At 69.4% G+C, this 12,892-nt stretch carries 10 protein-coding genes; 3 read left to right on the top strand and 7 right to left on the bottom strand.

The annotated features are described in order from the left end of the window. The first annotated feature begins 1 nt into the window (after position 1). Entirely contained in the window at positions 2–892 is an 891-nt protein-coding gene (locus DC434_RS03675) for a carbohydrate ABC transporter permease (RefSeq protein ID WP_116633883.1), read from the top strand. Next, positions 889–2,757: a beta-L-arabinofuranosidase domain-containing protein gene (locus tag DC434_RS03670; protein ID WP_116633882.1), complete on the top strand. Its 1,869-nt coding sequence runs from the start codon at positions 889–891 to the stop codon at positions 2,755–2,757. Before DC434_RS03675 ends, DC434_RS03670 begins: the two co-directional genes overlap by 4 nt. A gap of 17 nt (positions 2,758–2,774) precedes the next feature. Here DC434_RS03670 and DC434_RS03665 read toward each other — a convergent pair whose 3' ends face one another. The 7 genes from DC434_RS03665 to DC434_RS03635 all read right to left on the bottom strand — a co-directional run bounded on the left by DC434_RS03665 (position 2,775) and on the right by DC434_RS03635 (position 11,696). Beyond that, a complete protein-coding gene (locus tag DC434_RS03665) occupies positions 2,775–3,812 on the bottom strand; it encodes a sugar ABC transporter permease (protein WP_116633881.1) in 1,038 nt (345 codons plus the stop codon). Beyond that, positions 3,809–4,882, bottom strand: coding sequence for an ABC transporter permease (locus DC434_RS03660; RefSeq protein WP_116633880.1), 1,074 nt, complete (start codon positions 4,880–4,882; stop codon positions 3,809–3,811). Before DC434_RS03660 ends, DC434_RS03665 begins: the two co-directional genes overlap by 4 nt. Then, complete coding sequence (locus tag DC434_RS03655; protein WP_116633879.1) at positions 4,879–6,486, bottom strand: sugar ABC transporter ATP-binding protein; 1,608 nt, start codon at positions 6,484–6,486, stop codon at positions 4,879–4,881. Before DC434_RS03655 ends, DC434_RS03660 begins: the two co-directional genes overlap by 4 nt. Positions 6,487–6,568: 82 nt before the next feature. After that, positions 6,569–7,573 (bottom strand): substrate-binding domain-containing protein, encoded by a 1,005-nt coding sequence (locus tag DC434_RS03650; protein ID WP_116633878.1) that lies wholly within the window; start codon positions 7,571–7,573, stop codon positions 6,569–6,571. A gap of 177 nt (positions 7,574–7,750) precedes the next feature. Further along, a complete protein-coding gene (locus DC434_RS03645) occupies positions 7,751–9,298 on the bottom strand; it encodes a sugar ABC transporter ATP-binding protein (RefSeq protein WP_116633877.1) in 1,548 nt (515 codons plus the stop codon). Then, the gene (locus tag DC434_RS03640; RefSeq protein ID WP_116633876.1) at positions 9,295–10,314 is read right to left on the bottom strand and encodes a LacI family DNA-binding transcriptional regulator; all 1,020 of its coding nucleotides are present in this window, start codon (positions 10,312–10,314) and stop codon (positions 9,295–9,297) included. Before DC434_RS03640 ends, DC434_RS03645 begins: the two co-directional genes overlap by 4 nt. Before the next feature lie 122 nt (positions 10,315–10,436). After that, positions 10,437–11,696 (bottom strand): FAD-binding protein, encoded by a 1,260-nt coding sequence (locus DC434_RS03635; RefSeq protein WP_116633875.1) that lies wholly within the window; start codon positions 11,694–11,696, stop codon positions 10,437–10,439. A 78-nt stretch (positions 11,697–11,774) separates the two neighbouring features. Between DC434_RS03635 and DC434_RS03630 the strand changes: the two genes are divergently transcribed. Beyond that, on the top strand, positions 11,775–12,821 hold the full coding sequence (locus DC434_RS03630) for a LacI family DNA-binding transcriptional regulator (protein WP_116633874.1): 1,047 nt from the start codon (positions 11,775–11,777) through the stop codon (positions 12,819–12,821). The last annotated feature ends 71 nt before the right edge of the window (positions 12,822–12,892 follow it).

Genomic DNA, 12,892 nt, shown 5'->3' with positions numbered 1-12,892 from the left:
CATGTCCCAGACACTCACGCGCACGATCATCGCCCCGAACCATCAGCCCGCCGCTCCGCGGTACCGCTCGAGAGCGGCGCGCATCGTCTTCGGCATCCCCTACTGGGTGTTCACGACCGCCCTCGCGGTGATCTTCCTCTATCCGCTCATCTGGACCGGCGTCTCCTCGCTCAGCCCGGTGGCCGGTACGAGCCAGACCGACGGCTGGGGCTTCGGCAACTACATCGCCCTCGCCGACTACCAGGCGGGCATCTGGGTGTACCTGGGCAACTCGCTGTTCGTCTCGGTGCTCACGGTCGCCCTCACCCTGTTCATCTCGCTGCTGGGCGGCTACGCCTTCGCCCGGTTCTCGTTCCCCGGCAAGAACGCGCTGTTCCTGGTGACGCTCGCGATCCTCATGGTGCCGTATGCGACCCTGCTGATCCCGCTCTACGTGATCCTCAACGCGGTCGGCCTGCAGAACTCGCTCGTGGGCGTCGCGCTCGTGATCACGATGTTCCAGCTGCCGTTCTCGATGTTCATGATGCGGATCTCGTTCGAGTCGATCCCGCGCGAGATGGACGAGGCCGCCATGGTCGACGGATGCTCCAGCTGGGGCGCCCTGTGGCGGGTGCTGCTGCCGGCGGTCAAGCCGGGGCTCGTGACCGTCGGGCTCTTCGCCTTCCTCACGGCGTGGAACGACTTCATGGCCCCGCTGATCCTCATCAACGACTCCAACCGGATGACGCTGCCGCTCGCGGTCGCGAACCTCCGCGGGCAGGTGCAGGGCGTGGTCGACTACGGCGCGACCGAGGCCGGGGTGGTCGTGCTGGCGCTCCCCTGCATCCTTCTCTTCCTGATCCTCCAACGACACTACGTGCGCGGCTTCATGTCCGGCGCCTTCAAGGGATGACCATGTACGCCACCACTGCACCGGCGGCGCCGGTGGTCCCCACGCGCGGTCGCCTGCGCCCGCTCGGCCTCTCCGAAGTGCGCATCACCGGAGGGTTCTGGGGCGAGCGCCAGGAGATCAACGGCACGGCGACGCTCGATCACATCGCCTCTCGTCTCGAGTCCGAGGGCTGGCTGCCGAACTTCGATCTCGCCGCCGCCGGCGCGCTGCCCGCGGGACGTCGGGGCCGGGAGTTCGCCGACTCCGAGGTCTACAAGTACCTCGAGGCGCTCGCCTGGGAGATCGGACGGACGGATGCCGCGGCAGACGCCGCGCTCGAGCAGCGGTTCCGGTCGGTCGTGGCACGCGTCGCGGCCGCGCAGGAGGCCGACGGCTACCTGAACACGCGGTTCGGTCGCCCCGGCCAGGGCGACCGCTGGTCGGACCTGGAGTGGGGGCATGAGCTGTACTGCCTCGGGCACCTGTTCCAGGCGGCGGTCGCGCGTCATCGCACCCGCCCCGATTCCGACGACGGGCTGATCGAGATCGCGCGACGCGCGGCAGAGCTGGTCATCCGCGAGTTCGGGCCCGCCGGACGCGACGCGGTCTGCGGCCATGCCGAGGTCGAGGTCGGTCTCGCGGAGCTCGGACGGGCGCTCGGCGAGCAGCGCTTCATCGATCAGGCCGCCTTGTTCGTCGAGCGGCACGGACGCGGGACCCTCGCCGAGATCGAATGGGGGCAGGAGTACTTCCAGGACGACGTGCCGGTGCGCGAGGCCGAGGCGCTGCGCGGACACGCCGTGCGGGCGAACTACCTCGCCTCCGGGGCGACCGACGTCGCCGTGGAGCTCTCCGACGACGGTCTGCTCGATGCCCTGCGCGCCCAGTGGCACCGCACGACGGAACGCCGCACCTACGTGACCGGGGGACAGGGCTCGCACCACCAGGACGAGGCGTTCGGCGCCGACTGGGAGCTGCCGAGCGATCGCGCCTACTCCGAGACCTGCGCCGGCGTGGGGTCGATCATGTTCTCGTGGCGCCTGCTGCTCGCGACGGGCGGGACGCAGCACGCCGACCTCATCGAGCGCACGCTGTTCAACGTCGTCGCCACCTCGCCCGCTCCCGACGGGCGCGCGTTCTACTACGCCAACACGCTCCACCAGCGGATGCCGGGGGTCGAGGCCGATCCCGATGGCACGTCGAAGCGGGCGTCGTCCTCGCTGCGCGCACCCTGGTTCGAGGTCTCGTGCTGCCCGCCCAACGTGGCGCGCACGTTCGCGAGCCTCGCCGCCTACCTCGCGACCTCAGACGCCGAGGGCGTGCAGCTGCACCAGTACGCGCCGGCATCCGTGCGCACGACGCTCCCCGACGGGAGGGTCGTCGCGCTCGACGTCGAGACGGGCTACCCGGTCGACGGCGGCATCCGCGTGTCGATCGCCGAGGATGCCGAGTTCACCCTGACGCTGCGGGTGCCGGCGTGGGCCGAGGGGGCGACGGTGCGCGTGGAAGCCGACGGCGAGGTCACGGAGGAGGCGGCCGCTCCCGGCAGGGTCGAGGTGCGTCGTCCCTTCCGCGCCGGCGACGTCGTCGAGCTGACCCTGCCGCTGGTCGCCCGGGTGAGCAGCGCCGATCCTCGAGTGGATGCCGTGCGCGGATCCGTCGTCGTCGAGCGCGGCCCCGAGGTGCTCGCACTGGAGTCGATCGACTTCGGTGCCGACATCGTGGACGCGGTCGTCGCCGGGGAACCGGTCGAATCGGGCGGGCAGGTGCGCCTGCCGCTGCGGCACCGCGCGTCCGACGAGGTCGCGGATGCCGTGCTGGTGCCGTACCACGACTGGGCGCAGCGCGGGCCGTCGACCATGCGGGTCTGGATCCCGACGAACTGAGTCGGCCCCGCTCCCGGCTACTCCCGTTTGCGGGTCACCGCCCGCTGCAGCAGCACGAACACGAGCAGGATGCCGCCGGTGATGATGGTCGTCATCTCCGGCGGGATACCGCCGTCGCGCGTGATCAGCACGTTCATCAGCCCCAGCACCAGCGCACCGATCACCGAGCCGAGCACATAGCCGTAGGCGCCGGTCAGCACCGTCCCGCCGATGACCGCTGCGGCGATCGCGTCGAGCTCCCACCCGATCCCGGTGATGTTCTGCGCCGTGCCGAGCCGGGCCGTGTAGAGCACGGCCGCGAGGCCGGCGAGCGAGCCGCTGATCACGTAGACGAGCACCTTCGTGCGGTGCACCGGGAGCCCCATCAGCAGGGCCGAGCTCTCGGAGCCGCCGATCGCGTAGACCGTGCGACCGGTACGCGTGCGGTGCAGCACGAAGAACGCCGCGGCGACGACGATCACGGCGATCAGCACCGCCGGGGTGATCACGAGGTCGTTCACCTTCGGGCCGTCGACGATCTTGAGCTGCACTCCGATCCAGCGGATCGGCGAGTCCTCACCGAGCCGCTCCGGCTTGGTGCTGAGGAGCGAGGCGAGCCCCCGCCCGAGGAACATCATCGCGAGGGTCGCGATGAACGGCTGCACGTTGAAGTACCGGATCAGCACTCCCGACACCACGCCGAAGAGGGCTCCGATGCCGATCATCGCGACGATCACCGCGAAGGCGTTCCATCCGGCGTTGGAGAGCATCACGCCGGCGACCGAGGACAGCGCGATGATCGAGCCGACCGACAGATCGATGCCTCCGGTGAGGATGACGAACGTCAGAGCCACCGCGAGCACGATGAGGTGCGCGTTGTTGATCAGCAGATTCGACAGGGTGTTGGCCTGCAGGATCCGGCCGTACGCGACCTCGCCGAACACGACCATGCCGACGAAGATGACCACCGAGGCGATGGTCGGCAGCACCGAGGGGTTGGCCCGGATCATCCGACGGATCCGATCGAGCACGGTGTCCTGGGTCTGCGGAGCGGGAGCCGCCGTCACGACGCTCATGCCGCCACCTCCTCTTTCACGGAGAGCTGTTCGGGTGGCGCGACGCGGCGTCGACGGCGGAACCAGCTCCGCACGCGCTCGGACTGCAGCAGGCACAGCACGACGATCACGACGGCCTTGAACGCCGGGGTCGCCGACGACGAGACGCCGAGGTACAGCACGGTCTTGTCGAGCGTCGCGATGAGCAGGGCCCCGACGAACGCGCCGCTCAGGGAGAACTTGCCGCCGGCGAGCGACGCTCCGCCGATGACGACGGCGAGGATCGCATCGAGCTCCAGCTGATAGCCGGTGCGGGAGATGTCGACGGTCATGACGCTGCCGACCGACATGATGCCCGCGATCCCGGCGAGGATGCCGCTGAGGATGTAGGTGGTGAGCAGCAGACCCTTGGGCTTGATGCCCGCCATCCTGCTCGCCCTCGGGTTGATGCCGATCGCCTCGATCATGAGACCGAGGGCGCTCCTGCGCACGACCCAGCCGACGACGAGCACGAGCAGCACCGCGAGGATGAACACCACAGGGATGCCGATCACGAAGCCGTTCGCGATCCAGCGGAACGGGTCGTTCGACGCGGTGGTGTTCTGTCCCCCGGTGATCACCTTGGCGATGCCGCGTCCTGCCAGCATCAGCACGAGGGTCGCGATGAAGGGCTGCAGTCCGACATAGGCGACGAGGATGCCGTTGACCGCCCCGAGGATGCCGGTGATCACGAGCGCGAGCCCGATCGCACCGAGCGCCGCACCGACGCTGCCGGAGTCGCCGGCGGCGCTGAGGAACTCCATCGCCACCGCGCCGGAGACCGCCATCAGTGATCCGACCGAGAGATCGATGCCGCCGGTGGCGATCACGAGGGACATGCCGATCGCGATCATCATCACCGGTGCCGCCTGGCGCAGGATGTCGATGAGGTTGCCGACGAGGTTGCCGTTGTTCGGGTTGATCGTGAGGGCCAGGTACGTCGGGTCCTTGAGCACGTTCAACGCGAGGAGTGCGACGATCGCCACGATCCCCCAGAAGAAGGGCTTGTGGATCAGATCGCGCCAGAAGCTGGTGCCGGCTGCGGCGGTCATCGCGCTGCCTCCTTGTCGGTCGTGAGGGCGATGCTATCCGGCAGGACGCCGTCGGCGTCGTCGAGGGTCTCGGCCGCGGCGTCCACGCCGTGCGCGGCGATCACGTCGACGATCGCCTGCGCCGTGACATCCGGTCCGTTCTGGAGCTCGCCGATCTTGCGGTGGTCCTTGAGGACGACGATGCGCTCGGAGAGTCGCACCACCTCCTCGAGCTCGGACGAGATGAAGACCACGGCGACGCCTTCCTCGGCGAGCTCGGCGACGGCCTCCTGGATCTCGGCCTTGGCGCCGACGTCGATGCCGCGCGTGGGCTCGTCCAGGATGAGCAGTTCGGGCTTCGTGGCCAGCCAGCGCCCGAGGAGCACCTTCTGCTGGTTCCCGCCGGAGAGGTTCTTGATCATCCGCTCGGGATCGGCCGGACGGACGTTGAGCTCGGCGATGTACTTCTCCACGATCGCGTCCTGCTCCTTGCGCGACATGGGTCTGGCCCATCCGCGCTCCGCCTGGACGGCGAGGATGATGTTCTCGCGCACGGTGAGGTCGCCGATGATCCCCTCGTCGCGCCGATTCTCGGTCGAGAACGCGATGCGCCGCGGGAGGGCATCCGCAGGCGAGCGCAGGTCGACACGGTGCCCGTGGAGCTCGATCGCGCCCTCGTCGGCGCGGTCGGCTCCGTAGAGCAGGCGGGCGAGCTCGGTGCGGCCCGAGCCGAGGAGCCCCGCGAACCCGACGATCTCTCCCGGACGGATGTCGAGGTCGGTCGCCTCGACCGCGCCGCGCCTGGCGATGCCGGATGCCGAGAGCAACGGCTTCTCGCCCGCGTCACGGGGGGCCCGACGTCGGTTGCCGCCGAGCGACTTCAAGGCGTCGAGGTCCTTGCCGATCATCTTCGAGATCAGAGCGTGCCTGTCGAGGTCGCGCGTCAGGTACTCGCCGACGTACTGGCCGTTGCGGAGGACAGTGAGCCGGTCGCTGATCGCATAGATCTGGTCGAGGAAGTGCGAGACGAAGAGGATGGCCACGCCCTGGTCGCGAAGAGAGCGGATCACGGCGAAGAGCCCGTCGACCTCTGCGGCATCGAGGCTCGACGTGGGCTCGTCGAGGATCAGCACCTTGGCCTTGATCGCCATCGCCCGACTGATCGCGACGAGCTGCTGCAGGGCGATCGACAGGGTGGAGAGCGGTTTGCGGGTGTCGAGGTGGCCGAGGCCGAGGCGGGTGAGGGCCTCGGTGGCGGACCGATGGGTCGCCGCCCAGTTGATGCCGAGCACGCCGCGGACCTCGTGGCCGAGCATCACGTTCTCCCCGATCGAGAGATTCGGCGCGAGGTTGACCTCCTGATACACGGTCGAGATCCCGGCATCCTGCGCGTCGCCCGCACCGCTGAAGCTGCGCTCGAGACCCGCGACCGCGATCGATCCGGAGTCGATCCGGTAGACGCCGGTCAGAGCCTTGATCAGCGTCGACTTCCCGGCGCCGTTCTCACCCATGAGGGCATGGACCTCGCCGGGGAAGAGGCGGAAGCCGACTTCGTCGAGGGCCTTCACCCCGGGGAACTCGATCGTGATCCCGCGCATCTCGACGAGGGGGAGTTCTTCGTTCATCGCTGTCTTCCCGTCTGCACGGCCCGGGCGGCGCGACGAGCGCGCCACCCGGGCCGGTCGCCGGATCGCTCCGGCGGATGGATCAGTACTTGCGGTCGGCGAGCACGGCCTTGGCCGCCTCGGCCGAATCGAAGGCCTCGCTCGGCACGACGATGTACGACTCGACCTCTTCGCCGGCGAGCGCCTTCTCGACGACCTCGAGCGCGGTCTCGCCGAACAGCGGGTTGTACTCGTGCACGTAGCTGAGCTGACCGTCGGCGAGCGCCTGCATGGCGTTCTTGGTGCCGTCGATCGTGGCGATCTTCACGTCTGTGCCCACGACGAGGCCGGCCTCCTCCGCGGCCTGCGCGGCTCCGAGACCCATCTCGTCGTTCTGTGCGAACACGAGCTGGATGTCGTTGTTCGCCGACTTGAGCATCGTCTCGAAGACGCTCTTGCCCTCCTCCGCGGACCAGTTCGCGGTCTGCGCGTCGAGCTTGGTGAGCGACGAGTCGCCGAGGCCCTCGTCGAAGCCCTCGTTGCGCTCGTTGACGACGCCGACACCGGCCGGCCCCTCGAGGACGACGTAGTTGCCGCCGTCCGGGAAGGTGGCCGCAGCCCAGGTGCCGACCTCCTTCGCGACCTCGACGTTGTCGGGGGCGATGCGGGTCACGTACAGGCTGTCGTCGTCGGGCTCGATGCCGCGGTCGAGCAGGATCACCGGGATCTCGGCCTCCTGTGCGCGCTTGAGCGAGTCCTCCCAGCCGGAGGCCTCCGTCGCCGACAGCAGGATCACGTCGACGCCCTCGTCGACGAACGACGTGAACGCGTCGATCTGCGACTTCTGGTCGAGGTTCGTGGCCGGGGCGTACTTCAGCTCGTACCCCGCCTCCTCCGTGAAGGTGTCCTGGATGTTCTGCTCGTTGGCCTCCCGCCACGCGCCCTCGGGGCCCACGGCGACGAAGCCCACGGTGGTGAGCTCGTCGGAGCCGCCGGCATCGCCCCCGGAACCGCCGGAACCGCCGGTCGAGCAGGCCGCAAGGCCGATGGTGAGTGCGCCGGCTGCTGCCAGACCGATCGCGACGCGGATGCGCTTCTTCGCGGACATGTTCTCCTCCTTGAGACGCCGGAAGTCAGCCCGGCAACGGTGGACCTGACGTGGTCCCTTGCGTGATTGCAGGTCACTGTCCTCGTGACCTGCGGCGATGTTACCGGGAACAATTTCTGGAACACAAGCAATGTTCCAAAAATCAAGAATGTTCCAGAGCGGATTTCTTGTTACCGATCACATATCGGCATCAGGACCGGGATCCGCGGCGATCATCTCCACGACCGTGTCGACCGTCACACCGGGGCCGTTGCTGAGTTCGCCGATCTTCTCGCGGTCCTTGAGCACGATGATGCGGTCGCTCAGGCGCACGACCTCCTCCAGCTCGGAGGAGATGAACACGACGGCCACCCCGTCGCCCGCGAGCTGGCTGATGCGGCGCTGCACCTCCAGCTTCGCCGCGATGTCGATCCCCCGCGTCGGCTCATCGAGGATGAGCACGTGCGGACGGACGGCGAGCGCACGGGCCAGCAGCACCTTCTGCTGCGTTCCGCCGGACAGCATCCGGACGGGGCGGTCGAGATCGGACGGCGCGAGATGCAGGGCCTCGACATAGGTGTCGACGAGCGCCGCCTCCTCCGCCGCCGAGAGCGGACGCGTCCAGCCGCGCAGCGCCTGGAGGGAGAGGATCATGTTCTCCCGGGCGGTCAGGTCGCCGATGATCCCCTGCGTGCGCCGACTCTCCGCCGACAGGGCGATGCGATGACGGAGAGCGGCCGACGGGCTCCGCAGCTCCACGCGCTCGCCGTCGACCCACAGCTCGCCGCTGTCGGCGCGCACCGATCCGCTCAGCAGCGAGGCGAGCTCGGAGCGCCCGGATCCACGGAGACCCGCGAGCCCGACGATCTCCCCGCGCTGCACGTCGAGATCCGTCCGCTCGAGCGCCCCGCGGCGGCCGAAGTCCGTCGCGCGCATCGCCGGCTCGCCGTCCGACACATAGTGGTGGGCCTTCCGCTCGGAGCCCAGCGCCCTCAGCCCGTCGATGTCCTTGCCGAGCATCTTGGAGATGAGGTCCGCTCGTTCCAGATCACGTGTCGCGTACTCGCCGATGCGCCTTCCGCCGCGCAGCACCGTCATGCGGTCGCTGATCGCGAACGCCTGCTCGAGGAAGTGGGAGACGAAGAGGATCGCGACTCCGCGCTGGCGAAGACCGCGGATCACGCGCATGAGCGTCGCGACCTCGGCCTGGTCGAGACTCGAGGTCGGCTCGTCGAGCACCAGGACCCGCGGATCGTCGACGACGGCCCGCGCCAGGGCGACGAGCTGCTTCTGCGCGGGCGTCAGCATCGACAACGGGGTCTTCGGATCGAGATCGTCGAGACCGAGTCTGCCGAGCGCCTCGGCGGCGGCCGCTCGCGTCCGCTTCCAGTCGATGCCGAGGCGCCCACGACGCTCGCGCCCCAGCATGACGTTCTCGGCGACACTGAGGTTCGGACTCAGCTGCGTCTCCTGGAACACCGTGGCGATTCCCGCGGCACGGCTGTCCGCGACACCGCCGAACCGGCGCGGCTCTCCGTCGACCACGACGGTCCCGGCATCGGGCGCTCGCGTGCCGGTGAGCACGGCCACCAGCGTCGACTTGCCCGCGGCATTCTCCCCCATCACGGCGTGCACCTCACCCGGGAACATCCGGAAGTCGACCCCGTCGAGGGCCCGCGCACCGGGGTAGTCGACCGTGATCCCCTCCAGCCGGATGAGCGGCTCGCGTGCGGGTGGGACGGTCACCGCATCTCCCGGGGCGCGGCGGATGACGCGCGGGCGACCAGCTCGGTCGGGATGCGGGTGAGCGGCGGGATCTCTCTGCCTTCGATCGCGGCGCGGAGCATCTCGACCACGGCGATTCCCAGTGCCCCGAAGTCCTGGCGCACCGTGGTCAGAGGCGGCAGGAAGTGCTTGGCCAGCGGCACGTCGTCGAAGCCGACGACGCTGAGGTCGTGGGGCACATCGAAACCCTTGTCGTGCAGACCGTGGATGAGACCGATCGCCATGTCGTCGTTGGCCGCGAAGATGGCCGTGTAGTCGGGAAGCCGCTGGAGGCCCATGGCGAAGTCGTACGCGAAGTCGGCCGTCCAGTCCCCGACGACGATCGGCCGTTCGCGGATGCCCCATGATTTCGCCCGCGAGTGGAAGGCCCGCTCCCTGGCGCGCGCGTCGAGCCAGTCCAGAGGGCCGGACATGTGCAGGATGTCGCGGTGCCCGAGGGCGACGAGGTGATCGACCACGAGGGTCGTCCCGGCGTGCTGGTCGATCGACACCGTCAGGAACGTCGGATCGGCATCCGCCTTGACGACGAGCATGGGGACGGTGATCGCGATACGGCGCAGCGCGGCCACCGACGACGACCGCGGGGCGATCACGCAGAGCGCGTCGACGCCCTGCGTGACCAGGTTGTCGACGGCCTCCTGGGGCGAGAGGGCATCGCCCTCGTGCAGTGCGATGGGTGTGACGGAATAGCCGGCCGCGCGCGCCGAGAGCTCGATCGCCCGCAGGATGCTGGTCGGGCCGTGCGCGACGGCACTCTCGACGATCACTCCGATCCGCCGTGTGCGTTGAGTCGCGAGCGCGCGCGCGACGAGATTCGGGCGGTAGTCGAGCTCCTCGATCGCCTCGAGCACGCGCCGCCGGGTGTCGGGCTTGATGTTCGGATGATCGTTGAGCACCCGGGAGACGGTCATGTGCGAGACCCCGGCGATCGTCGCCACCTGCCGGATGTTGGGCTTGTCCGAGCCGACGTTCACCATGCGCACCTCCGTCGGCTGCTCCGGTGATGTTACCGAGAACAACCCAACGGGTGCAACGGGAGAGGTGCTTCGACAGGCTCAGCAACCCACCTCTGGGTCCCTGAGCCTGTCGAAGGGCCGATCTACAGTCCCAGGCGCTCCAGGTACGGGTTCACCAGCCGACGATCGGGGTCGAAGCGCGCGGCGAGCGCCGCGAAGTCGTCGAAGCGCGGGTACCGCGAGCGCACCTCGGCGCCGTCGAGCTCGAACACCTTGCCCCAGTGCGGACGGGCCGTCGGCGGCAGCGCCGCCTCGATCGTCGGGAGGAGCGCCCGAACCGCGGCCTCCTCGGGCTTCCACGTGAAGTGGATGCCCACGGCATCCGTCTCGTACGACGAGCTCAGCCAGAGGCTGTCGGCCCGCACCGTGCGGATCTCGTTGACCAGCAGCAGCGGGGCGATCTGGCCGGCGAGCGTGCGCACGGCCTGGATCGCGGCGACGGCGTCGGCGCGCGGCACGAGGTACTCGCTCTGGATCTCGGCCCCGGCCGAGGGCGTGAACTCGAGCTTGAAGTGGGCCAGCCGTTCGGACCAGGGCCCGGGAACGCCCAGCTGGTCCGTGCAGGCGACCGGGTCCACACCGAGGATGGGATGCCGCTTGCTCACGGCGGCCGCGGCGCCGAGACGCTCGAACAGCGACTCCCGCGCGGCCTCGTGCGCCTCGGGCAGCCGCTGCTTCACCCAGATCTGGTCGGCGATGTCGGTCCGCTGCCAGGTCGAGAAGATGCTCACGCTGGTGCCGGCGCCGGTCACGTCGTCGAGGTCGGCGAGGATCGCGTCCCAGTCCGGATGCTCGAACACGTGCTGAGCGACCTCGTAGGTCGGCTCGACGTCGAGGGTCAGGTCGACGACCGCTCCGAGCGCGCCGAGATTCACCACCGCGCCGTCGAAGTCGTCGTCGCCGCGGCGGAGTGTGCGGATCTCCCCCGTCGGCGTGATGATCGTGAGCGCACGCACCGCGCTCGCGAGCGAGCCGATCGCGTCGCCCGAGCCGTGCGTGCCGGTGATGACCGCGCCCGCCACCGAGATGTGCGGGAGCGAGGCGAGGTTCGCGAGCGCGAGCCCCTCCGCCAGCAGACGCGGGGCGATGTCGCCGTAGCGCAGCCCACCCGAGACGCGGACGGCGTCGCGCGCCTGGTTCACCTCGAACACCGCGGGCAGCGCGTCGAGGGCCACGAGCAGGCCGTCGGTGTCGGCGAGGTCGTTGAAGCTGTGGCGTGATCCCAGCATCCGCACCGGGACGCCCTGCGCGAGAAGCGCGGCCAGCTCGTCGGTCGACGACGGGTGCTCCACGCGTGATGCGCGATACGTGAGGTTGCCCGCCCAGTTGCGTTCGATGCCCATGGCGCCATGATAGCCACGAACGGCTCGGCTACATCGTTGTACTCCCCCGCCGGAGGCGGTCCCCACTAGGCTGACCGGATGACAGCGACGCCACCGCCACGCGCGACGATGAGAGACGTCGCCGCCCTCGCCGGGGTGTCGATCAAGACCGTCTCCAACGTCGTCACCGGCACCGTGGCCGTGCGCGAGGAGACGCGCGCCAAGGTCGAATCCGCGATGACGCAGCTCGACTTCGTCCCGAACCTCAGCGCACGCGGGCTCCGCAAGGGGCGGTCCGGCATCATCGCCGTCGCCCTCCCCGATCTCGCGACCGCGTTCTCGGCCGAACTGCTGCACCGCATCGTCGAGGCCGCACACGATCGCGGCCTGGCCGTGCAGATCGAGGAGACCGCGTCGGTGCCCGAGCGCGAGAAGGAGCTCGTCTCGCGCGCCAGGGCGCACCTCGTCGACGGGCTGATCCTCAACCCCATCCGCCTCGAGGACAGCGTCATCAAGTACTCCGATCGTCTGCCGCCCCTCGTCGTGATCGGCGAGGTCGAGCAGAACAGGGCCGACCACGTGCGCATCGACAGCCGGATGGCGGCCGCGGATGCGACGCGGCACGTGCTCTCGCGCGGCGCCAGGCGGATCGCGGTGGTCGGCGCCGACGACGACCCGTCCGTCGCGACGGCGACGAGTCGACTGCGTCTCGAGGGCGTGCACGACGCGCTGCGCGAAGCCGGCATCCCGCGGGACCCGGCGCTCGAGGTCAACCGGCTGCCCTGGTCGATGTCGGGTGGAGCGGATGCCGCGCGCACGCTGCTCGCCCGCGGAGTCGCGTTCGACGCGATCGTGGCCTTCACCGACTCCCTCGCCCTCGGGGCGCTGCACACCCTGCACGATCACGGCATCCGCGTTCCCGACGACGTGATCGTCACGGGCTTCGACGACGTCGAGTTCTCGAAGTACACGTCGCCGGCGCTCACCTCGGTGGCCTTCGACCGTCGCGCGTTCGCCGAGGCAGCGCTCGGTCTGCTCGAGTCGCGCATGGACGACCGCAGCACGCCGCCGCGATCCCTGACGCTGTCGCACCATCTGCTCGAGCGCGCGAGCACCGCCGGACGCCCCGCGGGCTACCGCCCCTGACTCCCTCGTGCGAATCGTCCGAACTGCTTCTTGCGCGTCGATTACATCGATGTAATGATGAGTCGTCCACC

The sequence above is a fragment of the Microbacterium sp. TPD7012 genome (assembly GCF_003075395.1).
Taxonomy (GTDB): Bacteria; Actinomycetota; Actinomycetes; order Actinomycetales; family Microbacteriaceae; genus Microbacterium.
Note: the sequence above shows the minus strand (reverse complement) of the source record. Positions and strands in the feature narration are given on the sequence as shown.